The sequence below is a fragment of the Proteus sp. NMG38-2 genome, from assembly GCF_020640995.1.
Taxonomy (GTDB): domain Bacteria; phylum Pseudomonadota; class Gammaproteobacteria; order Enterobacterales; family Enterobacteriaceae; genus Proteus.
The window spans coordinates 3,220,111-3,243,657 of sequence record NZ_CP085481.1; the positions used below are offsets into that span (position 1 = coordinate 3,220,111).

The window sequence follows — 23,547 nt, forward strand, 5'->3', positions numbered from 1 at the left end:
GATTACACCATATACAGCTAGGTAAAGCACAATAACATAGATTTAATTTCGCCTTATCTCACAAAATAAAGATTAAAACTTCAATACATTCATTTATTTTCGAAAAACAAATCAAACTAAATAGCTCAAATAGTCAATAGAATATGAAATAGTATCGAATCGAAAGTATTTTTATCGAAAAAAACAGTATTTATCTTTCGAAAAAATCTTTCATTTACTTTCGTTGTTTCGTATTTGTGATTTTAATCTCTTTTGTTTTGATAAATTTTACGTAATGTAACAGGATAAAAAAGAAACTCAGGAAATGACTAATGGCATTAAATCAACCTGCTTATTTTCATATGATGGCAAAACCTACAAGCTACCACTGTAATATTAAGTGTGAATACTGCTTTTATCTGGAAAAAGAAAATATTTTTCAAGATGAAAAAAAAGAGACAGGCCATACCGTGATGCCAGATGGTGTACTTCGTCGTTATATTAAAGACTATATTCAGTCACACGGTGGAGATCAGGTTGATTTCTCTTGGCAAGGTGGAGAGCCAACGCTTGCAGGATTGGCTTTCTTTGAGCAAGTTGTCAAATACCAAAAGCAATTTGCTAACGGCAAGACAATTACAAATAGTGTACAAACCAATGCAATTGCTATTAATCGCCAATGGGCACAATTCTTTGCTGATAATCACTTTCTATTAGGCGTTTCAATTGATGGTATTGAAGCTGTTCATGATAAATATCGTATTTCAGTCAATGGAAGCCCTACTTTTGAACGAGTAAAACGTGCAATTAAGTTACTCAATGAATATGGCGTCGAATTTAACACACTCACTGTCGTTAATGACCAAAACTGGAATAAAGGAAAAGAAACTTATCAAGCCTTAAAAGAATTAGGTTCCACTTTCTTTCAATTTATTCCCATTGTCGAAGTCGATAGACGCTTTCCTCATACTCACGGAGGACATTATGCGCCGGGCCCTAATGCACAATTAGCACCATTTTCTGTTCCGGCTGAAGGCTATGGGCAATTTATGGCTGAAGTATTTGATGAATGGATACGGCAAGGCGATATCGGGAAAATATATATCCGCTTATTTGATAGTTTATTAGGCACATGGATGGGATATCCCGCATCAACCTGTATTCAATCTAAAACCTGTGGTCAGGCATTGATCATTGAAGCCAATGGTGATGTTTACTCTTGCGATCACTATGTCTATCCCGCCAATAATTTGGGCAATATTCATCAAAATAGTCTTGCTCATTTAGCCACATCAAAACAGCAGCAGCGCTTTGGCCAAAATAAATATGATAAACAAACTAGCCTTTGCAAACAATGTGAAGTGCAAAGCTTATGTTACGGCGGTTGCCCTAAACATCGCATTATTGCTATTGAAGGTGAAAAACATCGCCATAACTACCTATGTCGCTCTTATAAAAAAATATTTCACCATACCGCGATAGGCATGCAATTAATGCAACAAGCTATTTCGCGCGGAGGCCTTGCTAGTGATGCACTTCCTGCGATGAAAAAAAACTACTTAAAGTAACTCTTTTTATTTTATCTTGTTTATTCTGGAGACAATCCGTGATCTTACCTTCTGTTAAAAAAAGCTTACTCACTGGGCTGATTGCTACATCATGTTTAAGCATCCCAATCACTACCAATGCAGGTGGTACACCTGAAAAGCCAAATATTTTACTGATAGTGATGGATGATTTAGGAACAGGACAGCTTGATTTTGTACTGGATACCTTAAATGTTGATGAATTAGCACAAAGACCGACACCGCCACGTTATGAAGGCGATATCAATAAGATGGTTGAAGCTGCACGCATTGCAATGCCAAATGTCAGTCAAATGGCTACAAATGGTGCCAAAATGACCAATGCATTTGTTGCTCATCCTGTTTGTGGCCCTTCTCGAGCAGGTATTTTTACGGGCCGTTCTCCTGCAAGCTTTGGTACTTACAGTAATGATGATGCCATTTTAGGTATTCCCAAAGATATCAAACTATTGCCTTCACTTTTCCAAGAAAATGGCTATGCCACAGCCAGCATTGGAAAATGGCACAATGCAAAAGTGATCCGCAAACCGAAAATTAATGAAAGTAAACAAACTCGCGATTATCACGACAACATGATTTCAACACCAGAAGTGGGTTACACACCTCATGAACGAGGTTTTGATTATGACTTTAGCTATTACGCATCGGGTGTGGCTTTATGGAATTCGCCTGCATTTTGGCGTAATGGTGTCAATGTTCCAGCTCCGGGCTATACCACACATTTATTAACGGATGAGACCTTAAAATTTATTGATGAACATAAAGATAAACCATTCTTTATTAATCTCTCCTATAGCGTTCCTCATATTCCGTTGGAACAAGCCTCACCTGCGAAATATATGGAAAAATTTGATACTGGTAATGTTGAAGCAGATAAATACTTTGCAGCATTAAATGCAGCCGATGAAGGTATTGGTCAAATTCTTGCAAAATTAAAAGCAAATGGTGAATTAGAAAATACACTTATCTTTTTCTTATCCGACAATGGTGCAGTTAATGAATCACCAATGCCAATGAATGCAATGGATAGAGGCTTTAAAGGACAAATGTTTAATGGTGGGGTCAGAGTACCTTTCATTGCCTATCAACCCGGCACTATTCCTGCTGGTACAAAAAGTGATGAGATGATCTCCGCACTTGATATTTTACCGACTGCGCTACAAACAGCAGGTATTACTATTCCTGACAATCTAAATGTTGAAGGGAAAAACATCATGCCTTTACTCAAAGGTGAAACAACAAAATCCCCTCACAATTATCTTTATTGGGCCGGTCCTGGCACTAAACATTACAGTGAGGAAAACCAAGAATTTTGGCATGGATATCATCAATGGATAACCTATCAACGTAAAACACCGCCTACAAATCCTAATTTAGAAAAACTCTCTAAAGGTGCTTGGGCTGTACGCGACGGTGAATGGGCGCTCTATTTTTATGATGACGGGAAAAATCAGCCTCAACTTTTTAACGATAAAAACGATCCGTCCGAATCAATTGATCTTGCCAAACAAAACCCACAAAAAGTTACAGAGCTAAAAAATGCGTATTACCAGTGGATCAAAGATAAGCCAAAGCCCGTTATTTGGGGGCAAGATCACTATCAAATATTAGTGGATTCTGCAAAACCTTAATATTCAACCTCCGTTTTGTTTCGCAAGGATGCGTCTTTTTTCTGAGATACGAAAATGGCTATTAAAATTGCATCTTCAGCACGTCCAAAACTCCCTTATGAGCACCCAAACGTAGAAATCTATCAACGCTTATTTAAGGAAAATATCATTCGACGATTAGTCAGAAAATCAGCTTATCGTCGCTATGATAAAACGATCACTCACTTTTTTAATGATGAAAATCAGTCTCTTTTCTCTTTATGCGAAATGTTGACACAGTATGTCACTCAGGCTTTTCATCATTATCAAGTCTGGGGTTATTCCCATGCTTATTATCCCGGAAGTCCCGGGCAACAAACAGCAAGAACGGATGCTCTTGAAGGTGTTAGCAGAGTACTTCCTCTACTTGCAGCATGGATAGTTAGCAGCAAAAAAAGTACGTTGATGGGATTAAATCAGCAAGCATTTAATTTACCATTAATGATCAAACAAAGTTTTATTCATGGTACTGATCCACTTCATAAAGGATATTGGGGGAAACTTGAAAATTACGATCAACGAATTTGTGAAGCATCTGATTTAGCGCTCACACTTTGGATAAGCCGTGAATGGGTTTGGGATACATTAGCACCAGCAACACAACAACAAATTATTGCTTGGTTCGAACAAGTTAATCATTGTGAAATTGTTGATAATAATTGGCATTTCTTCCCTCTTACCGTCCAATTTGTCATTAAAGCACTCACAGGAAAAGACACAATTGCCCATTGGCGTTATGAACGATTAAAAGAGTTTTATGTTGGTGATGGATGGTTTCGTGATGGCGCAAAAGGTAATTATGATTACTACAATGCGTGGGGTTTTTACTATTCACTGTATTGGTTAGCGCAAATCGACCCTCAATTTGATTCGACATTTATTACTCAATCACTTAACACCTTTAATCAGCACTACCTTTATTTTATGACTCCCAAAGGTATTCCTTTCTTTGGTCGAAGTGCCTGCTATCGCCTTGCGGTTTCTGCGCCATTATTAGCAGGCGTCGATTTGCATTGCCCTTCAGTCAAAGTAGGTGAGGCAAAACGCGCCTTTGAAAGTAGCTTACGTTATTTTATTTCTCAAGGTGCATTAAAAAATGGCGCACCAACTCAAGGCTTATTTACTCACGATCCTCGTTTGGTCGATAACTACAGTGGGCCAGCCAGTAGTTTTTGGTCATTACGTGCTGTGATTATCGCGCTCTATTGTGCTGATCGTATCAATTTATGGCAAACGCCTTCACTTCCTTTACCTATCGAAAAAGATAACTTTCGTTTCGAAATTCCATCTATCCAAGCTTTAGTAACTGGTGTGAAAGCAACACAAGAGGTAACTGTCATTTTTTGTGAAGATTATACAACTCAGCAAACCCCATTAACTCGCCGTTTAGAAAAACAGACCTTAGCACAAAAAGTCACTGAAACCGTAATAGGACAGTCAAGACGACCTAAAAATAACTTATTACGCAAAGGGATCACCAGTTATAGTTCAAAAATGGCACATTTTTTCTAACTACCTTTCATTTGCTTTCAGTGCGAAGGGAATAAAAATGTGATTTAGATCTTTTACCTTTCTATTTCTTTCGTTTATTATAATTCGTAATTAAACGAAAGATGAGAGGCAAACATGTATCTGGTTTCTACTCGTAATATGCTCAATAAAGCACAGCGTGAAAATTATGCTGTGCCTGCTTTTAATATTCACAACTTGGAAACTATCCAAGTTGTGATGGAGACGGCTGCTGAAATGGCATCTCCCGTCATTCTAGCTGGTACACCAAGTACGTTTGCTTATGCAGGTAGTGATTATTTGATCTCTATTTGTCAACAAGCCGCAGAGCAATACCGAATTCCCGTTGCACTACATTTAGATCACCATGAAGATATTCCTGATATTTGCCATAAAGTCATTTCAGGTGTGCGCTCCGCCATGATCGATGCCTCTCATTTTCATTTTGAAGAAAACATTCGTATCGTCAAAGAAGTGGTCAATTTCTGCCATCATTGGGATTGCACTGTAGAGGCTGAATTAGGTCGTCTTGGTGGACAGGAAGATGATCTTATCGTTGATGCTAAAGATGCCCTATTCACCGATCCTGATTCAGCGGTACAATTTATTAAAGCAACGGGTATTGATTCATTAGCTGTTGCAATCGGTACAGCACACGGCATGTATAAACATGAGCCTCATCTCGATTTTGATCGCTTAGAGATTATTCGCCAAAAAACAGACGTCCCTTTAGTTCTTCATGGTGCATCGGGTATTCCTGATGCGGATGTGCGCCGTTGTATCGATTTAGGTATTTGTAAAGTTAACGTCGCAACTGAACTAAAAATAGCTTTCTCTAACGCAATCAAGCAGTACTTTTTAGATAATCCTGATGCAAGTGATCCTCGCCATTACCTTGTACCGGGCAAAGCCGCAATGAAAGCGGTGGTTGCGGATAAAATTCGTGTCTGTAAAAGTGATGGGAAACTGTGAAAACAAATAGAACTGTCGCCATTATTGGCGAATGTATGATAGAGCTTAGTGGTCAACCGTTTTTACCACAACAACAGCGCTTTGGCGGTGATACGCTAAATACAGCGCTGTACTTAGCGCGACTTATCCCTACATTACATCCGTACTATATGACAGGTTTAGGCACTGATACTTACAGTGCCTTAATGCAAAAAGCATGGGAAGAAGAAGGAATTAACTGCCAGTCTGTTATTACTATTCCCGAAAAACTTCCCGGCCTATATGCCATTGAAATTGATCCCTGCGGTGAGCGTAGTTTTCATTATTGGCGTAATGATGCGGCCGCACGTTATATTGCAACAGATAGCCGTTTTACAACACATCTCAATGCACTACCTGATAATAGTGTAATTTATCTCAGCGGAATTTCTCTTGCTATTTTAACGCCGGAAGGAAAAGAGTCTCTACTCACGCAATTAATCCACCTTAAACAGCGTGGGATCACTTTAATTGTGGATTCAAATTATCGACCTCGCTTATGGGATTCAATATCTCATGCACAAGAATGGTTTGAAAAACTGTACAGGCTTAGCGATATCGCTTTAGTTACGGGTGATGATGAGCAAATGCTTTGGCAACAACCCATTTTGACAGAACAAGATATTGCACAACGCCTTCATCAATGGGGCAATCAAAACGTGATTGTCAAACTCGGTGCTCATGGCGCTTTCTGGTCTGATGGCATAGATACGGGCTATATCTCTCCCAAACCGATTGATTTGGTTGTTGATACTACCGCAGCGGGCGACTCGTTTAATGCTGGTTTTATTGCTGCTTGGCTACAAAATAATCGCTTACCAACTTGCTGTTTATGGGGAAATACATTAGCCGGACTCGTTATTCAACACCATGGCGCCATCATCCCTCATAAAGTCACCGATTCATTCTATACATTAATCAAGGATAACCATGACACAGTCAATTGTTGATACACTTTCCTCACTGAAAGTGATCCCCGTGATCCAAATTAATCGCGCAGAAGATGCAATCTGGCTGGGTGAAATTCTAACCCAAAATCAATTACCTGTTGCTGAAATCACCTTTCGTACACCTGCGGCAGCTAAAGCTATTAAGTTAATGCATGAGCATTTTCCTGAGCTTATTTTATGCGCAGGAACAGTATTAACGGCACAACAAGCAGACATGGCAAAAGAAGCTGGAGCAAGCTTTGTCATTTCTCCAGGTTATAACCCAAGTACAGTTGATTATTGTCTGAATAATGGCATCAACATTGTGCCGGGAATTAATAATCCAAGCCAAATAGAAGTAGCCCTTGAAAGAGGCCTAACCTTAGTTAAATTCTTCCCAGCAGAAGCCTCTGGCGGTATAAAAATGCTAAAAGCACTTGCGGCACCTTACGCACAAATGCAATTTATGCCAACGGGTGGCATTAGTTTAAATAATGTCAGTGATTATCTCGCTATTCCACAAGTGGTGGCATGTGGCGGTAGCTGGATTGCAACTACTGAAGCTATTGATAAACAAGATAAGCAAACCATTGTTAATCATATTCAAAGTATCCATTCATTACTAAAAATCAATAAAGGATAAATACAATGAAACAGGTTGCCGTTTTATTAGCAGACGGATTCGAAGAAGGCGAAGCCGTTGTTTTTATTGATATCATGCGCCGTCTTGATATTCATGTTGATGTACTTTCTTGCATGGATACATTGGTATTAAATACTTATTTTGAAACTAAAATCAGTGCTGATTTTCTATTAACTGAAAAACTGACACACAGCTATGACGCAATAATGATGCCAGGTGGTCCTAAAGGTACTGATCGTTTATGTGCGAATGAACAAGTTATTCAATTTATTAAACGCCATATTGCTGAAGATAAATATATTTGTGCGCTATGCTCTTCTGGAGCAAAAGTATTAGCGGCACACCATCTTCTTGACGGTCGTAATTACAGCACAGGCGATAAATTGGCAGATAAATATGATGATGGCAATTATCTTGATCAAGATGTAGTTGTCGATGGAAAATTTATCAGTGCAAAAGGATTAGGTGTAAGTTTTGAATTTGCCTTTACTGTGGCTCGCCATTTATTAAGCGACAATACAGAAAAAGTAGACTGGCAAGCTAATCATATTTATTTCAAACACTGGCCGTTAGGTTATCTAAAATAGCTAAATTAATTATTATTTACGATATAAAGGGGATTAACTCCCCTTTATAGTTTTATTTTTAATAACGCTTCAATGATCCAATGGCAAACTGGGTGATCTTTCCATATTTTCTTCCATGCGCTCACAACATCTTGCTGAGACATACGAATTTTTTTCTTCGCATTTTTTATAAGGTATTCCTTCATTTTTTCGGAACCTTTCTTATAATCAGTGCGCATATCAGGCCCTTCCCAATATTTTCCACGCTCTTTAATTAATTCAATAAGATCTTTTTTCAATGCTAAATATTCGGGTGTTCCACTAAAATAATATTTTACACCGTTTAATAAAACTGTTGGTGTTTGTGCAAATAAAAATCGAATTTGCGTGCGTTCTTTACGCCCTTTCTTTTCAGAAAAAGATTTATCAATTGCAGCAAGAATAATTTTACGCTACTCCTCATCAGGGGCATTAAGCGATGAAATATCACAGCGATATAGCATTTTATCTAAGATAGATGTAATAGCCTGTTCAAACTCAGCCTCACGTTCTATCGCTTTTGGCATAATTTCTTTACCAAATGGCATTCCCCATATATGAGGAGTGTCAAAAATCTTCACATAGTTATTTTCTGATATTTCATTGAAGAAACCTTTTAATTCTGTTTTCAATCCATCAATAAGTTTCATAATATTCCTTTATTTTATAAACAGGAAGGCCATGTTATTTAAATAAATATTTAAATAATTAGCTTTTCAATTAATATAGATAAAATGTTTTAATTCCCATAAAAATATGATTTATCAGACATATGATAATTTAATACAATTTTAATTATTTCCACATGATACTTAATCACTTCCTTTTTCATTAAAAATAGAAGGTGATTCAATGGAACCTGATTTTAAATCAGGAGATGTAATCATTGTCGATCCTGAGATAAAACCACATCCTGGTGAATTTATTGTTGCTGCTAATATTGTTGCTGCTAATAATGAAAGAGAGGCAACATTTAAGAAATACAGGCCAACTCGCATTGATGCAAATAACAATGAACATTTTAAACTTGTACTATTAAATAATGATTATCCAATAATTAGCAGTGAAAACACACCATTAATGATCATTGGTACAATGATTGGACATCGCATTTATCGTCGTAAACGATAACTATTATTCCCAAAAGTACCCCAATAATAACTAACTCTATTATTGCGGTTGAACTCAAAAAACAGTTTTATCTGTTTAATACTTTCATCATAGATTTAGTGATAAATAATCGTGAATCCCATAGTTGTCTGGACTTTGCCTTCACGTATTTTTTTCTTCTGTTTAGTAATAGCGCCCAGAAACAGAAAACAGCTAAATATCATGTAATATGCTGTAATCACTCGCAACATCCCACTGAGTATCGCTATCAATACATGCGTAGTTATCACTCCCTCAATATTTTTTCATTACTCATTAATGTCTGACCAATTAGATTCAAAGTGATTTACGCTCATACTCTTCATGGCTTAACTTACATTCTTATTTCTTTACCCCTAATTAATAACTTAACGAAACTAGAAAAAGAGTTATAGTATCTAATGTAAATTATTAAATATATGTTCTATGTACAAATACTGAGTAAGGATGTTTTTTACGACCCATAACAGAATAAAATAAATATTTAAATTATAATTTTTATATAAATACTAAAAATGCAAATAAATATAGAAATATAAAACTAATAAATTATTTACTCCTATTTGTTGTTACATTTTATTTTTAGAGATATCTCTTAAAAACGTTAAGATAAATTGATTTATTTAAAATAATTTAATATAAGTAATCATGCCTTAAATTAAATTTCCTGGTAGTGGATTTACTTATTATTCCCACTCTCAAGAGATCCTTTATTCATTTTAATACAAGGATTTTATTATGTCAGATAGCTTTCAAAATGAAGTTCCTAAAGCGCGGGTAAATATAAAACTCGACTTGCACACAGGTGGTGCACAGAAAAAAGTTGAGTTGCCTTTAAAACTATTGGCCATTGGTGACTACAGTAACGGAAAAGATAAACGTGTTCTTTCAGAAAGAGAAAAGGTCAATATTAATAAAAATAATTTCAATAGTGTTCTTACTGAATTTTCTCCATCGATCAGTCTTACCGTAAAAAACACATTAACGAATGATGGTAGCGAAGAAAATATTAATCTGTCATTTAAAGAAATGGCTGATTTTGAGCCAGAACAAGTTGCTCGCCAAATACCGCAACTGCGCGCCATGCTGGCAATGCGTAATCTCTTACGTGATTTGAAATCTAACCTTCTTGATAACATCACTTTTCGCCGTGAACTCGAAAATATCCTTAAAGATCCTGCATTAAGTGATGAATTACGCGAAGAGTTATCTCAACTCGCACCGAAAAAAGACTAATTGGGTTTTATCATTACAGGATTATGCTTATGTCAGTGAATAGCGAAAGTATTTCAAAAAGTACAACAACTGTACTTGATGAGCCCGCCAATAGCGGTGTTTACGCCTCTCTCTTTGAGAAAATCAATCTCACTCCTGTTTCTCAGGTGAGCGATATTAATATCTTCCAAGACAATAGTGCTCTGGCTGATACAACTGCAAATGAACGCGTTACTGTTGCAGTTCAAGTTTTTCTCGATCGTTTGAAATCTTCAGGCCAAAAGGTTGAACGTTTAGATAGAACTCTACTCGATCACCATATTGCAGATTTAGATAGACAAATTAGTGAGCAACTTGATGAAGTCATGCATCATGCCGATTTCCAAAAAATAGAATCAGCATGGCGTGGACTAAAATTCTTAGTGGATCGCACTGATTTTCGCCAAAATGTGAAAATCGAATTACTCGATGTAGCCAAAGACGATTTACGCCAAGATTTTGAAGATTGCCCTGAAACTATTCAAAGTGGCCTTTATCACCATACGTATATCGAAGAATATGATACTCCCGGTGGTGAGCCTATTGCAGCTATTGTCTCTAATTATGAGTTTGATCGTAGCCCACAAGATATTGCACTATTACGTAATATTGCAAAAATCTCAGCGTCCGCACATATGCCATTTGTTGGCTCTGTTGGTCCAGCCTTCTTTGGTAAAGATTCCATGGAAGAAGTCGCGGCAATTAAAGATATCAGCAACTACTTTGATCGCGCTGAATACATTAAATGGAAATCCTTCCGTGATTCTGATGATGCCCGCTATATTGGTTTAACAATGCCTCGCGTTTTAGGCCGCCTTCCTTATGGTCCTGATACCGTTCCTGTACGTAGTTTTAATTATATTGAAGAAGTAAAAGGCCCAGATCATGAAAAATATTTGTGGACAAATGCAACCTTTGCTTTTGCTGCAAATATGGTTAAAAGCTTTATTAATAATGGTTGGTGTGTACAAATTCGCGGCCCTCAAGCTGGCGGAGCTGTAAAAGATTTACCTATTCATCTTTATGATTTAGGCACAGGAAGTCAGGTCAAAATTCCATCTGAAGTCATGATCCCTGAGACACGAGAGTTTGAATTTGCCAACCTCGGTTTTATTCCATTGTCTTACTATAAAAATCGTGATTATTCTTGTTTCTTTTCAGCAAACTCGGCTCAGAAACCCGCTATTTATGATACCGCTGATGCAACTGCAAACAGCCGTATTAATGCGCGTTTACCTTATATCTTCCTACTTTCACGAATTGCTCATTATTTAAAATTAATTCAGCGTGAAAATATCGGTACTACTAAAGATCGCCGTTTATTAGAGCTCGAATTAAATAATTGGGTTCGTGGTTTAGTTACTGAAATGACTGATCCAAGTGATGATTTACAAGCTTCTCACCCACTGCGCGATGCCAAAGTCGTTGTAGAAGATATTGAAGATAATCCAGGATTTTTCAGAGTGAAACTGTATGCCGTTCCTCACTTCCAAGTAGAAGGAATGGATGTAGATCTCTCGTTAGTATCTCAAATGCCAAAAGCGAAAGCATAAGGTGAAGCACGGATGAAAATATACCGCCCCCTCTGGAGTGATGGGGCCTTTTTGGCTCCTCAGCAATTTCAACAACAAGCAAGATGGGATAGCTATCTCATTAGCACAATCGCCAATATGACGATTGCATCAACATGGGGCGTGATTTGTGCTGAATTTGATGAAAGTGCTTTAACGATTTCACGCCTTAGCGCACAAAAATTAATTGTGCGTTTTCCTGATGGAACACTGATCGATACGACACTGGCTGACAATTTACCGCCAGTCAATGAACTCAGCCATTACTCTCAACATCAAACACTTGATATCGTTCTTGCCTTACCTTTATTGCAAGCCAATGGTGGCAATCTTATGCAAGAGGGTCGCTCTGATAGACCACAACAGTTCTATCAAGAGTGGATGAAAGTCCAAGATTTAGTTGGTCAAGAACAAACGGATATTGCCGTATTACGCCACAGTATTACTTTGCGCTATGCCCATGAAGAAAACAGTGCATATATGACTTGTCCCGTTGCTCGATTAATTCGCAATGCACAAGGTGCATGGGAAATAGATAAGCATTTTATTCCTCCATTATTAAGTTGTAGTGCGAGCGCTGAATTAACCATATTGTTTTCAGAATTCATGCATCGCTTAGTCGCAAAGCGCCGTCGCCTAATGACTATGCGTCGCGAAAATAATGAGCAAATGGCAGATTTTGCGGTTGCTGATGTCTCGCTTTTTTGGCTACTAAATGCGATTAATAGCGCTGAACCAGTATTAAGCGAATTACTATCATCAATGGGTCGCCACCCAGAGCTTCTTTATCGTGAATTAGTACGTTTAGCTGGGGCACTACTGACATTTTCACTCGATCATGAAAATGGTGATATTCCTCTTTATCAACACGCTTTTCCTGAACAGGTTTTTCCACCATTATTCAATTTACTTAACACCTTATTAGAAGCAAGTTTACCTTCTCGTGTGATTAGTATTGTGCTTGATAAAGAAGGGCCTTTCTGGCGTGGTGAATTGCATGATCCTCGCCTACGCGAAGACGCTGATTTCTATCTTTCAGTACGTTCTGCATTGCCAGCTCACTTGTTGATCACTCAATTTCCATTGCTTTGTAAAGCAGGCAGTAATGACGATGTTGCTAGTGTCGTTAACGTGGCGCTTAACGGTATTCCATTACAACCATTAACGCATGTTCCTGCCGCTATCCCTCTACGTTTAGAAAACCACTATTTTGCGCTTGAACTCAATAATTCAGCAGGCCAAGCCATGTTGTCTTCAGGTCATTGCGCCTTTTATGTACCGGGAACATTAGGTGAAATTCAACTCGAACTTTTTGCGGTGCTTCGATCATGATGACTAATTCAAGAACAGTTAAAAATAACCTGATTGATGTGCTTTTTGCTGATACTTGGTTAATGGTATGTCAACTACGTCAAGGAGCTGAAATTACTGATGGGAAAACCTTCTATCGACGCGTTTGCGAACATATTGACAAAACACGCCAAAATCTCACTGAAAAAGGTTACTCACAATCTGCCATTGAAAACATGCTTTATGCACAGTGTGCCTTAATTGATGAAAGCGTGATGAATCGGACTGAGCGTGATGATGGCTACTTACAGTGGATACAATCTCCATTACAAGCCAAATATTTCAATACGTTAGAAGCTGGAGATAAGCTTTGGGATAGATTACGTAATCTATTAAATGAACCAGCACCAAACCATGATGTGCTTATCTGTTTTCATCGTGTTATTACGCTTGGTTTTGTTGGCAAATATCGCCAAACCGATGCTCCAGAGCGAGAAAAAATAATTGAGTTACTTAATACCCAACTTCCCACTTATGCCCTATCAAGTGATTTACCTTTAGTAATGAAACCCAAAAACCGAATGAATCGTCGTCACCTATATTGGCTAGGGTGGTTAGGCGGATTTATCGTGATTGCAGCATTGTGGTGGGGCTTTTCTGTGTCATTAGAACATTTACTTCAACAATGGGTAATTCAAGGAAAGTGATGCAAAAAAACAGGATAAAACAGTGTATTACATTGTTTTCAGCAAGCTTACTATTATGGTTAATTTGGGGATTTTGGTCTTTTGGTAAAGAGATCTCTTTTTTCCTGACGGCGTTTATTTGTATTGTCACACTCTCTTTATGTATTTGGTTTTTCCGCCAACAAAAAAGTATACCTTATCTTAAAGATACTCAAACAAACCAACTTCCCCCTGAAAACTACCAAGGTGATGTTGTTATTGTTTGTGGACAATCACAAGCTCTTTTTGAAGAAAATCAAACTTATCGAGAAACAGCTAAAGGCTGGTATATCCGTGCGTCATCGCCAATTGATTTGATTAACATTACTCAGCATATTAGTGATGTTTCACCTACTCAATTTAACCGTTTATCGCTGTTATATTCTCTCTTACCAGAACAGTTATCACAATTAGAGGAAGTTACCCAAGACACATTAAATTGGCGTAGAGCTATTAATGAATGTAATAAAAAAGCGAGCAAATCCCTGCCATTTTGGGTGACTCTTTATCTTAATTCTCCCATTGATTATCTAAATTCACATCTTGATGACACTACACCATGGATCATTCACTTAAAAGATCAGCAAGAATTACTCGTTGTTTCTGATAACTTAGCAACACAGCCTATTTCAAAATGGTTATCACAAAACATTAAGCACGTTGAACATCAACTCACTATGGCACTCTGGATTGATCAATTACTTGCTTGGTTAAAAAATACGTTTATTCCTCTGCTTACCATTGCTCAATCTGGTGCTCCAAGTCTTATTCCTGTGGCCTGGGCAATGCAATTTACGACCGTACCTACCATTTCAGATAACAGCTGGGCTCAATTTATTCATCATAAAACCACATTATTCCCATCTATTACTAAAGCCCCCAATCAAAGTGAAGAATTACCATTACCTGATGTTCTAATTAATAAATTCACCCACGATGTTAACTTACTGCAAATAGAAAACACCTTTGGTGTTGTTGGCATGATCTGTGGATTATTTCTTATTGGAGCAATATCAGGAAGCTATCATCATAACAAACAGCTAATTTATGATATAGGTAATGATATTCATCACTTTAAAAGTATTACTGATGAAAACTTAGAACCTAAAAAAGTAGCTTATAAACAGCTACTTTCAGATGCAGCTTTTCTTTCTCATTGGCAACGAGAAGGTATTCCTGCTCGTTACTCTTTAGCGTTATACCAAGGTAATAACATATTGCCTTATTTGCATACTTTACTCAGTTCATGGTCCCCACCACTGCCACCAGCTCCCATTATTGTGCAAGAAGTCCCTGAAATGGTGACTTTAGATAGTCTTGCTCTCTTTGCTTCTGGTCAATACGAATTAAAAAATGAAGCCACCAAAGTACTTGTTGATGCCCTTATCAATATCAAAGCGAAACCGGGTTGGTTAATTGTTATTTCAGGGTACACCGACAACACAGGTAACCCCGATTTAAACCAAAAACTTTCTCTTAAACGAGCTGAAGCTGTGCGCGACTGGATGATTAAAACCAGTGATATCGCACCTTCTTGCTTTGCAGTGCAAGGATATGGTCAGCGCCAACCTGTTGCAGATAACTCAACACTCGATGGACGTGCTCGTAATCGTCGAGTTGAAATTCGCCTGATACCTCAAGCCGATGCTTGTCAGGTATTAGCTGATGACCTTACGCCACTGAAGGATGGTGGCAACTAAACCTTAGAAAGGAGATGTAATTATGGCTATTCCTGTATACCTCTGGTTAAAAGATGACGGTAATGCGGATATCAAAGGTTCTGTTAATGTTCAAGATCGTGAAGGCAGTATTGAAGTCGTCGCTCAAGATCACAACTTGTACATTCCAACAGATAACAATACCGGCAAATTAACCGGTACACGTATCCATACTCCATTTATCTTCGTAAAAGAAATTGATGCATCCAGTCCGTATTTATACAAAGCAGTTACAACTGGGCAAACCTTGAAAAAGGCAGAGTTTAAGTGGTATCGCATCGATGATGCAGGCCAAGAAGTTGAATATTTCAACACTACGCTTGAAAACGTCAAAGTCGTAAAAGTGGCTCCTAAGATGCACAACATCAAAGATCCAACTAAAGAAAAACACAATCACCTTGAAGAAGTTGAATTGCGTTACGAAAAAATCACTTGGACATACAAAGACGGAAATATCATTCATTCAGATTCATGGAATGAACGCGCCACTGCGTAAAACCAAAACAAACAGGCGGTTAACCGCCTGTTTTAACAGCAAATTATTGTAATAACACTATTTGAAGCACAACGAGCAAATACTCTAAATAGTTCAAGGTGTAGCTAGGCGACAAAGGAATGAGTTGCTAGGAGCATACAAAAGTATGTGACTAGTACGAGTGAGTGCAGTCAACAACGCTACAACTTGAAATATGACGAGTATCAGGAGTATGTGGCTAGTGCGAGTGAGCATAGTCAACAACGCTACAACTTGAAATATGACGAGTATCAGGAGTATGTGGCTAGTGCGAATGAGCATAGCCAACAACGCTACAACTTGAAATATGACAAGTATACCTTATGAGCCTCGGTCTATGGCTAAGGGCGGTAGCGTACCTAAATTCCCTCAATAGGGACTTCATTACTGGGAGAAAATATGGAAAATCAATCTGTCATGCTATTACGTCGCTTAAATCCTTATTGTGCAAAAGCGCTAGAAGCGGCGGCCTCATTATGCCAAACCCGTGCCCATGCAGAAGTGACTATTGAACACTGGCTATTAAAAATTCTAGAACTTGGCGAAAGTGATATCACTGTATTGGCACGTCGCTATGAATGGGATTTATCTGCACTTTGGCAAAGCTTACTTGATGCGATTGATAAATTGCCCCGCTCTGTACGTAGCCGACCTCAATTATCCAAATCCTTACTAGAATTAATTAAAAATGCATGGGTAATTGCTTCTCTTGATGAAGATATCGAACAAATTCGCAGTGTACATTTATTACACACAATGACAAAACAACCTGCATTAGTTCCACTCGATGCACTTTGGCCTTTAATGACATTAGGTGAGACACAACTACAACGATTAAGACCTCTACTTGATGCTCAATCTGATGAAAGACCAGAAATTCAGCAGTTAGCTTCACATAATCATTTACCTGAAGCCCCTCTTACTCAACATAATGAAACCAATACTCCATCCTCAACGACAGATAACGCCATTATTGGTCACACTCTTAGTGATGCATTACAAGCAGTATTAAATAAATTCACTCTTGATGTGACAGAAAAAGCACGGCTGGGTGAAATTGATCCTGTCTTTGGTCGAGATGACGAAATTCGTCAAATGGTCGATATTCTCTCTCGTCGTCGTAAAAATAACCCTATTCTTGTTGGAGAGCCTGGTGTAGGTAAAACCGCACTTGTTGAAGGATTAGCATTACGTATTGCTGAAAAAAATGTTCCTATCAGTTTACAAACTACCTCATTACGCACTCTAGATTTAGGTCTATTACAAGCGGGGGCGGGAGTAAAAGGTGAATTTGAACAGCGGTTAAAAAACGTTATCGATGCCGTTCAACAATCACCCACACCAATTCTACTTTTTATCGATGAAGCGCATACAATTATTGGTGCAGGTAATCAAGCCGGTGGTGCTGATGCAGCTAACTTATTAAAACCCGCATTGGCTCGCGGTGAACTACGAACTATCGCCGCAACCACTTGGTCTGAATACAAACAATATTTTGAACGTGATGCCGCATTAGAACGTCGTTTTCAAATAGTTAAAGTTGACGAGCCTGATGATGAAAAAGCCTTTTTAATGTTACGAGGATTAAAATCTCGTTATGCCAAATATCATGGCGTACACATCACTGATGATGCAGTAAAAGCCGCCGTCACTTTATCTCGCCGTTATTTAACAGGTCGCCAACTTCCTGATAAAGCGGTGGATTTACTTGATACAGCAAGTGCGCGTATTCGAATGAGTTTGGACACCTTACCTGAAGAACTCACTCGCATTAAAGCCAAGCGTTATGCACTTGAACTAGAACAAAAAGCAATACTTGATGACATCACTATTGGTAATTTAACCAATCAAACCAAGTTATCTGATTTATCTTCTCAAGATGCCCAATTAGCACTTCAACTTGAAGCCTTAGAACAGCGTTTTGAGCAAGAAAAAGAGATTATCTGTCAGCTAATTGAAAGCAGACAAGATCCCGAAAATACCGAAACATCGGCACAGTTACAGCAACAACTCTCACAATTACAACAAGAAGCACCACTTTTAAACCCTGATGTAGACGTTCGCACAGTAGCAACGGTTATCGCTGATTGGACAGGTGTTCCACTTTCAAGTCTTCTTAAAGATGAACAAATCGGCCTATTAGAGCTAGAAAGTAACTTATCAAAATATGTTGTTGGACAAGACAGTGCTTTACTCGCGTTAGCACAACGTCTGCGTGCATCGAGAACAGGATTAGTGTCTGAAAACGGCCCTCAAGGGGTATTTTTATTAGTGGGTCCAAGTGGTGTAGGTAAAACAGAATCTGCCATTGCGCTGGCAGAATGTCTGTTTGGCGGTCAAAAATCCCTAATCACTATTAATATGTCTGAATATCAAGAAGCACATACTGTCAGCCAATTAAAAGGCTCGCCTCCAGGTTATGTCGGATACGGTCAAGGTGGCGTATTAACTGAAGCCGTAAGAAAACGGCCTTATAGCATTGTGTTATTAGATGAAGTTGAAAAAGCACATCGCGATGTGCTCAATCTTTTCTATCAAGTATTTGATAGAGGCTTTATGCGTGATGGTGAAGGCCGTGAAATTGATTTTCGTAATACCGTTATTTTAATGACTGCAAATTTAGGCAGTGATGATTTAATGCAACAACTGGAAGAGTCACCATTAAGTACAGATAGCGATTTACAAGAAACGCTTCGCCCTATTTTACGTGACCATTTTCAACCCGCACTACTGGCTCGTTTCCAAACATTAATTTACCGTCCTCTTGATGCAACGGCACTACGTATTATTGTTGAGATGAAATTAAAAAATGTGATCAAGCGACTTTACACTCACTATCGATTAACAGGTATTGTTGAAGAAACCCTCTACGACACCATTGTAGATGCCTGTTTATTACCCGATACAGGTGCGCGAAATATCGATAGCCTGCTTAATCAACAAATTCTCCCTATTCTTAGCCAGCAACTCCTTTTACGCCAAGCCAATGCTGAAAAATCACAATATGTCATTTTAGATTTTAATGAAGAAGAAGGTATTACGTTGAGTTTTAGTGATGAGTTGCCACATTGATTAATGCATATCATTAAGGAATAGAGAAATCTAAGTATGTCCCCAAAAATAACCCGCAAAAAAGTTATTGTCGTTGGTGTTATTCTTGCCATTGTTGCCGTGAGCTCACTGCTTTTCCCAAAGAAAAAACCACAAGATGACTACCTAGCAGGAAATTTACACGGCTTTAACCATGTCAAAGGTACCTCGGTGAATTGGTTTATGGTCAATGGCTATTATGGCAAAGGGGGTGGCGGGACTTGTTGTATTGTCGTGCCCGCCAAGTGGACGCCGAATCAATGGGTCAAAGTGGAATGGGAAGTCGATCCCAATGCTTACCCTACAGATTCACCGGGTGTGACAGATCCCAAATTTGATGCTTATATGAAAAAATACGAAGCAAATTATCGTCGCTATAGCAAAATGGTAGAAATCCCCGAATACGATGAGCCTTGTAGTGTCAAAGTCCATTTTCTTCCCTGCCAAGAGGTTCGGATCACATTATCTTGTTATTCCCCAGGACACCCTAATTACCCCATTTCGGTTCCAACAAAGATGGAGGAGCCTGCAATATGCTCGAAAAAATAACCCGTAAAAAACTCATGTTTGTTGGGATAATCATTGCTCTTCTTACGATCTATTTGCTCTTTATCCGACAACCGAAAGTGGAGTATTTAGCCGGTAGTATGAGTGGTATTAACCATGTGAAAGGCACTGCGGTGAATTGGTTTAAAGTCAATGGCTATTATGCCCAAAGTGCTAATGATACTTGTTGTATTATGGTACCGGCAAAATGGACACCTAATCAATGGGTCAAAGTGGAATGGGAAGTTGATCCCGACGCGTATTCAGATAAATCACCACCTTTAGGTACTGATGAATTTCGCCAATATATGGAAAAACATAAAGCCAATTATCGCCACTATCAAAAAATGGTTGAAATCCCTGAATATGATGAGCCATGCAGTGTCAAAGTCCATTTTCTCCCTTGCCAAGAAGTAAAAATTAGCCTGTCTTGTTATTCCCCTTGGCTTCCCGAATATCCAATAAAAGAACCATTAGAAATGGAGGAGCCTGCAATATGCTCGAAAAAATAACCCGTAAAAAAGTTATTATCGTGGGTGTTATTCTTGCCATTGTTGCCGTGAGCTCACTGTTTTTCCCCAAAAAAAAACCACAAGATGACTACCTTGCTGGGAATTTACACGGGTTTAATCATGTCAAAGGTACTTCTGTAAATTGGTTTATGGTCAATGGCTATTATGGCAAAGGGGGTGGCGGAACCTGTTGTATTGTCGTGCCCGCCAAGTGGACGCCGAATCAATGGGTCAAAGTGGAATGGGAAGTCGATCCCAATGCTTATCCCGGTGATATTCCCGAGTTTAGCGATCCTTACTACGATGAATATATGAGGCTACATGAGGCCAATTACCGTCGTTATAGCAAAATGGTAGAAATTCCCGAATATGACGACCCCTGTGATGTCAAAGTGCATTTTCTTCCCTGCCAAGAAGTCAAGATCACCTTGTCTTGTAAATCATGGGGACACCCTGACTATCCAGTCAATGAACCCGATGATATGGAGGAACCAGAAACATGTCCAAGCAAATAAACTCCATTTTTATTGAAACTATAGAAGCAGAAGCCACTAAAGCTATTTCAACCATAAGATCTCAAGGTGATCCTTGTTGGGCTCCCCCCTTATTTCCTAAAGATGGGCGCTTAAAACTTACTCAGAAACAAATTCGTAATAATCATGAAAAATTAACAAATAAAGAAAAGGAATATTATCAAAACGCTAAAAAACAAAAAAAAGCGTTATGTTGTAAAACATTACACGTGAGTTTATTTTTTGATGGTACTAATAATAATAATTACAATGATACTAAAGCATCAACTCCACCACATCCCTCTAATGTTGCTAAGCTTTATCATGCCTCTTCTCCTGAAAAGAATGAAGTTAAGAATAAGGGTTTCTATAGTTATTATATTCCTGGTGTTGGTACCCCTTTTCCAGATATCGGCACTGATGAGTACTATTCTGATGGATTAATTTTTGCAACCGGTGGCGAAGCTCGAATAAGTTGGGGATTAATTCAAGTTTGTGATGCAATTTACCATGCAGTAACAGGTGATGGTCTCTCTTTAGCAGATAAACGAGACCTACTTAAAGAAATGAGTACAGATTTAAATTTTGAATCAATGATAAATACCGATCTAGACTCTACGGATATTTTTTATGGCGTGACTGGAGCCGTCGCTATGGGTAGTCTAGGGTTAATCGTTGGTTCCGCATATAGTAAATTTAATAAAACCTATAATCCCGTCAAACCGTTAAACGATTTACTTAAACCGCTAAAATGGAAAATATCTAAAGTAAAACCGCATATTGTCGCTTTAAAAATTTACGCTTATGGATTTTCTCGAGGTGCAGCAGAAGCACGTACTTTTGTTTACTGGCTTAATCAATTTTTAAATTATCATTTTGAAGAGTTACCTCACGCATGGAAAAAACCGTGTCCTTTGGGAACCATTTATAGTTTACCTGTTTCCGTTGAATTTCTAGGCTTATTTGACACTGTTGCTGCGGTGGGATTAGCTAATGTTATCCCTGGCGCTACGGGACATAATGGCTGGGCAAGTGGTACACAACAGTTGCCAAAGTCATCACTTGTCAAAAATATTTGTCATCTTGTTGCTGCCCATGAACAGAGACAATGTTTTACTGTTGACTCAATTAGAACACCTGAAGGCCATTATCCCTTGAATTCTGTTGAAGTCATTTACCCAGGAGTACACTCTGATATTGGTGGAGGTTATCCACCAGGCGACCAAGGTAAAGCAAGGAATCACCATAAAGAATTATTATCACAAATCACATTACATGATATGTATGCAGCAGCAATCGATGCAGGAGCACCATTAGCGATTAGAGAAGATATTCTTATACAATTACCAGAAATTAAAAATGAATATTCTTTCCGGATAATATCTCCATCAGCTCTAAAAGAATTTGCAATATCAGAAGATTTAGTAGATAAATTTAACTCTTGGCGAAACTATACTTTACCTGAACAGCCTGCTTTATCTAATCATATTACTGCTACTAGTAATGAAACCTTATGTTTTATACCTCCACGTTTTGTAACGAGTACTTTAGAATATGCTATGGAAATTCAGCTTATTTTAATCACAGCCTGGAGAATTGGCCGCTATGGTACAAAACAAAGTGAAAAAATTAATTTAACGTATCAACCATTTTTTACAAATGCACCGCAACACCCTGACATTTCAGTCGAACCTTATGATGCTAAATTTTCAAGACAAGCTACAGCGGTGTTAGCTCTAGAATATGAGAAAAAAGCAAAAGATATCGCTGAGAAAACATCACTCAGAGATAAAGAAAAAAAGACAATAACTGGCCTTTCTAATTGGAAACCAAGTGATAAAAATATAGGGCCACCACTTTTTGATGCAACAAATGCTAGAGGTCAGTTATGGGAGGCATCTTTAGAATTTAAATTTGAATTAGAAGATTTAAAAGGAGTATCCAGACCTACGCCTCTAATAAAAATAAACCAAAAATCAAAAGTAGAATGTCAACAAGAAGCACAATGGTTTAAAAAAGTGCATGGTGAAGGATCATCAATATATCAAACACATTTAGAAAACTGTAAAAATGATCCTGAAGTTATTTTTCCATCTGATGTTATATCTCAAGCAAATTTACTAAACGCATTACAATCTGCTAATAAGTATGTCTACATAGCGACAACTCAAGATGAAAGACAAGAATATCTAAGTTTAAAAGCGATTAGCAGTACCATATTTAGAAAAATAATGTCTTTATCAATGAGAAAAATAACTCAAGATGTAGACCTTAAAAATGTTATTAGTTTGCTTGATGATCAAATACATGATTCCCGTGCATGGTTTATGCACTCAGAGAGTGGACTTCGAGAACCTTTTAGCAGTTATTTTTTATCAAGAATGATCTACTTTGGTCATAAATCAAATAAATCTATGCAATTAATTATGCAACCTGAAGGAACATCTAGTTATTTAGATACAATAATACTACTAGGTATAGCATATAAACCTTTATATGGAATTATATTTGTAGATTTATCGACAGGAAAAGAAGCTCCTATAGATATAGCTAAATTTCCCCCTCCAACATATTATTTAGTTGATCAAATATCAGAACTTATTAAGCAACAAAAAAAAGAAGAATTAAATAATACTATGCAAGATTTACAAGTAATTATTGAAAAATAATATCTACAATTATTAAACGTTATTATATCAATTAAAACTCCTTCACAAGGATAAACACCGAAAGTTTGTTAATAATAAACAAACGGGATGTGTTTGTATAACTCAGC

Annotated in this window: 22 protein-coding genes; 20 read left to right on the plus strand and 2 right to left on the minus strand. The window is 37.9% G+C overall.

Annotated features, from left to right (window positions below; translation table 11 throughout):
* The first annotated feature begins 311 nt into the window (after positions 1–311).
* From LG402_RS15245 to LG402_RS15275, 7 genes are all read left to right on the plus strand, one after another.
* On the plus strand, positions 312–1,547 hold the full coding sequence (locus LG402_RS15245; RefSeq protein WP_210813053.1) for an anaerobic sulfatase maturase: 1,236 nt from the start codon (positions 312–314) through the stop codon (positions 1,545–1,547).
* A gap of 38 nt (positions 1,548–1,585) precedes the next feature.
* Entirely contained in the window at positions 1,586–3,196 is a 1,611-nt protein-coding gene (locus LG402_RS15250; protein WP_227335860.1) for a sulfatase, read from the plus strand.
* Positions 3,197–3,250: 54 nt separating this feature from the next.
* Positions 3,251–4,726, plus strand: coding sequence for a DUF2264 domain-containing protein (locus tag LG402_RS15255; RefSeq protein ID WP_166540615.1), 1,476 nt, complete (start codon positions 3,251–3,253; stop codon positions 4,724–4,726).
* Between the two features lie 114 nt (positions 4,727–4,840).
* Positions 4,841–5,695 (plus strand): tagatose bisphosphate family class II aldolase, encoded by an 855-nt coding sequence (locus LG402_RS15260; protein WP_166540614.1) that lies wholly within the window; start codon positions 4,841–4,843, stop codon positions 5,693–5,695.
* On the plus strand, positions 5,692–6,663 hold the full coding sequence (locus LG402_RS15265; protein WP_166540613.1) for a sugar kinase: 972 nt from the start codon (positions 5,692–5,694) through the stop codon (positions 6,661–6,663). The genes LG402_RS15260 and LG402_RS15265 overlap by 4 nt, the downstream gene beginning before the upstream one ends.
* A complete protein-coding gene (locus LG402_RS15270) occupies positions 6,644–7,285 on the plus strand; it encodes a bifunctional 4-hydroxy-2-oxoglutarate aldolase/2-dehydro-3-deoxy-phosphogluconate aldolase (protein ID WP_109407524.1) in 642 nt (213 codons plus the stop codon). The genes LG402_RS15265 and LG402_RS15270 overlap by 20 nt, the downstream gene beginning before the upstream one ends.
* Positions 7,286–7,290: 5 nt before the next feature.
* Positions 7,291–7,872, plus strand: a complete 582-nt coding sequence (locus tag LG402_RS15275; RefSeq protein WP_166540612.1) for a DJ-1/PfpI family protein — start codon at positions 7,291–7,293, stop codon at positions 7,870–7,872.
* Positions 7,873–7,916: 44 nt separating this feature from the next.
* On the opposite strand, the gene LG402_RS15280 is transcribed toward LG402_RS15275, so the two are convergent.
* On the minus strand, positions 7,917–8,150 hold the full coding sequence (locus LG402_RS15280; protein ID WP_227335861.1) for a hypothetical protein: 234 nt from the start codon (positions 8,148–8,150) through the stop codon (positions 7,917–7,919).
* 153 nt (positions 8,151–8,303) lie between these two features.
* A complete protein-coding gene (locus LG402_RS15285) occupies positions 8,304–8,540 on the minus strand; it encodes a hypothetical protein (RefSeq protein WP_208105196.1) in 237 nt (78 codons plus the stop codon).
* Positions 8,541–8,727: 187 nt separating this feature from the next.
* On the opposite strand from LG402_RS15285, the gene LG402_RS15290 reads away from it, so the two are divergent.
* The 13 genes from LG402_RS15290 (at position 8,728) to LG402_RS15350 (ending at position 23,440) form a co-directional block, all read left to right on the plus strand.
* Positions 8,728–9,021, plus strand: coding sequence for a LexA family protein (locus tag LG402_RS15290; RefSeq protein WP_227336971.1), 294 nt, complete (start codon positions 8,728–8,730; stop codon positions 9,019–9,021).
* A 756-nt stretch (positions 9,022–9,777) separates the two neighbouring features.
* Complete coding sequence (tssB, locus tag LG402_RS15295; protein WP_227335862.1) at positions 9,778–10,275, plus strand: type VI secretion system contractile sheath small subunit; 498 nt, start codon at positions 9,778–9,780, stop codon at positions 10,273–10,275.
* Between the two features lie 23 nt (positions 10,276–10,298).
* Entirely contained in the window at positions 10,299–11,846 is a 1,548-nt protein-coding gene (gene tssC, locus LG402_RS15300; RefSeq protein ID WP_166540609.1) for a type VI secretion system contractile sheath large subunit, read from the plus strand.
* 12 nt (positions 11,847–11,858) lie between these two features.
* The gene (tssK, locus tag LG402_RS15305; protein ID WP_166540608.1) at positions 11,859–13,196 is read left to right on the plus strand and encodes a type VI secretion system baseplate subunit TssK; all 1,338 of its coding nucleotides are present in this window, start codon (positions 11,859–11,861) and stop codon (positions 13,194–13,196) included.
* The gene (gene tssL, locus LG402_RS15310) at positions 13,193–13,861 is read left to right on the plus strand and encodes a type VI secretion system protein TssL, short form (protein ID WP_227335863.1); all 669 of its coding nucleotides are present in this window, start codon (positions 13,193–13,195) and stop codon (positions 13,859–13,861) included. Before tssK ends, tssL begins: the two co-directional genes overlap by 4 nt.
* Complete coding sequence (locus LG402_RS15315; protein WP_227335864.1) at positions 13,861–15,579, plus strand: OmpA family protein; 1,719 nt, start codon at positions 13,861–13,863, stop codon at positions 15,577–15,579. Before tssL ends, LG402_RS15315 begins: the two co-directional genes overlap by 1 nt.
* A 22-nt stretch (positions 15,580–15,601) precedes the next feature.
* On the plus strand, positions 15,602–16,093 hold the full coding sequence (locus LG402_RS15320) for an Hcp family type VI secretion system effector (RefSeq protein ID WP_023583757.1): 492 nt from the start codon (positions 15,602–15,604) through the stop codon (positions 16,091–16,093).
* A gap of 147 nt (positions 16,094–16,240) precedes the next feature.
* On the plus strand, positions 16,241–16,438 hold the full coding sequence (locus tag LG402_RS15325) for a hypothetical protein (protein ID WP_166540605.1): 198 nt from the start codon (positions 16,241–16,243) through the stop codon (positions 16,436–16,438).
* Positions 16,439–16,510: 72 nt separating this feature from the next.
* Complete coding sequence (gene tssH, locus LG402_RS15330) at positions 16,511–19,183, plus strand: type VI secretion system ATPase TssH (protein ID WP_166540604.1); 2,673 nt, start codon at positions 16,511–16,513, stop codon at positions 19,181–19,183.
* 36 nt (positions 19,184–19,219) lie between these two features.
* Positions 19,220–19,750, plus strand: a complete 531-nt coding sequence (locus tag LG402_RS15335) for a DUF3304 domain-containing protein (protein WP_227335865.1) — start codon at positions 19,220–19,222, stop codon at positions 19,748–19,750.
* Positions 19,735–20,259 carry a DUF3304 domain-containing protein gene (locus LG402_RS15340; RefSeq protein ID WP_227335866.1) on the plus strand — a complete coding sequence of 175 codons (525 nt, stop codon included), beginning with the start codon at positions 19,735–19,737 and terminating at the stop codon, positions 20,257–20,259. The genes LG402_RS15335 and LG402_RS15340 overlap by 16 nt, the downstream gene beginning before the upstream one ends.
* The gene (locus LG402_RS15345) at positions 20,244–20,774 is read left to right on the plus strand and encodes a DUF3304 domain-containing protein (protein WP_227335867.1); all 531 of its coding nucleotides are present in this window, start codon (positions 20,244–20,246) and stop codon (positions 20,772–20,774) included. The genes LG402_RS15340 and LG402_RS15345 overlap by 16 nt, the downstream gene beginning before the upstream one ends.
* Positions 20,759–23,440, plus strand: coding sequence for a T6SS phospholipase effector Tle1-like catalytic domain-containing protein (locus LG402_RS15350; protein WP_227335868.1), 2,682 nt, complete (start codon positions 20,759–20,761; stop codon positions 23,438–23,440). The genes LG402_RS15345 and LG402_RS15350 overlap by 16 nt, the downstream gene beginning before the upstream one ends.
* The last annotated feature ends 107 nt before the right edge of the window (positions 23,441–23,547 follow it).

Coding starts and splice junctions, on each gene's coding strand:
- LG402_RS15270 (WP_109407524.1), top strand. CDS start 6,644: ATGACACAGTCAATTGTTGATACACTTTCCTCACTGAAAGTGATCCCC.
- LG402_RS15335 (WP_227335865.1), top strand. CDS start 19,220: ATGTCCCCAAAAATAACCCGCAAAAAAGTTATTGTCGTTGGTGTTATT.
- LG402_RS15245 (WP_210813053.1), top strand. CDS start 312: ATGGCATTAAATCAACCTGCTTATTTTCATATGATGGCAAAACCTACA.
- LG402_RS15275 (WP_166540612.1), top strand. CDS start 7,291: ATGAAACAGGTTGCCGTTTTATTAGCAGACGGATTCGAAGAAGGCGAA.
- LG402_RS15350 (WP_227335868.1), top strand. CDS start 20,759: ATGTCCAAGCAAATAAACTCCATTTTTATTGAAACTATAGAAGCAGAA.
- tssC (WP_166540609.1), top strand. CDS start 10,299: ATGCTTATGTCAGTGAATAGCGAAAGTATTTCAAAAAGTACAACAACT.
- tssH (WP_166540604.1), top strand. CDS start 16,511: ATGGAAAATCAATCTGTCATGCTATTACGTCGCTTAAATCCTTATTGT.
- LG402_RS15345 (WP_227335867.1), top strand. CDS start 20,244: ATGCTCGAAAAAATAACCCGTAAAAAAGTTATTATCGTGGGTGTTATT.
- LG402_RS15285 (WP_208105196.1), bottom strand. CDS start 8,540: ATGAAACTTATTGATGGATTGAAAACAGAATTAAAAGGTTTCTTCAAT.
- tssK (WP_166540608.1), top strand. CDS start 11,859: ATGAAAATATACCGCCCCCTCTGGAGTGATGGGGCCTTTTTGGCTCCT.
- LG402_RS15260 (WP_166540614.1), top strand. CDS start 4,841: ATGTATCTGGTTTCTACTCGTAATATGCTCAATAAAGCACAGCGTGAA.
- tssB (WP_227335862.1), top strand. CDS start 9,778: ATGTCAGATAGCTTTCAAAATGAAGTTCCTAAAGCGCGGGTAAATATA.
- LG402_RS15340 (WP_227335866.1), top strand. CDS start 19,735: ATGCTCGAAAAAATAACCCGTAAAAAACTCATGTTTGTTGGGATAATC.
- tssL (WP_227335863.1), top strand. CDS start 13,193: ATGATGACTAATTCAAGAACAGTTAAAAATAACCTGATTGATGTGCTT.
- LG402_RS15320 (WP_023583757.1), top strand. CDS start 15,602: ATGGCTATTCCTGTATACCTCTGGTTAAAAGATGACGGTAATGCGGAT.
- LG402_RS15315 (WP_227335864.1), top strand. CDS start 13,861: ATGCAAAAAAACAGGATAAAACAGTGTATTACATTGTTTTCAGCAAGC.
- LG402_RS15255 (WP_166540615.1), top strand. CDS start 3,251: ATGGCTATTAAAATTGCATCTTCAGCACGTCCAAAACTCCCTTATGAG.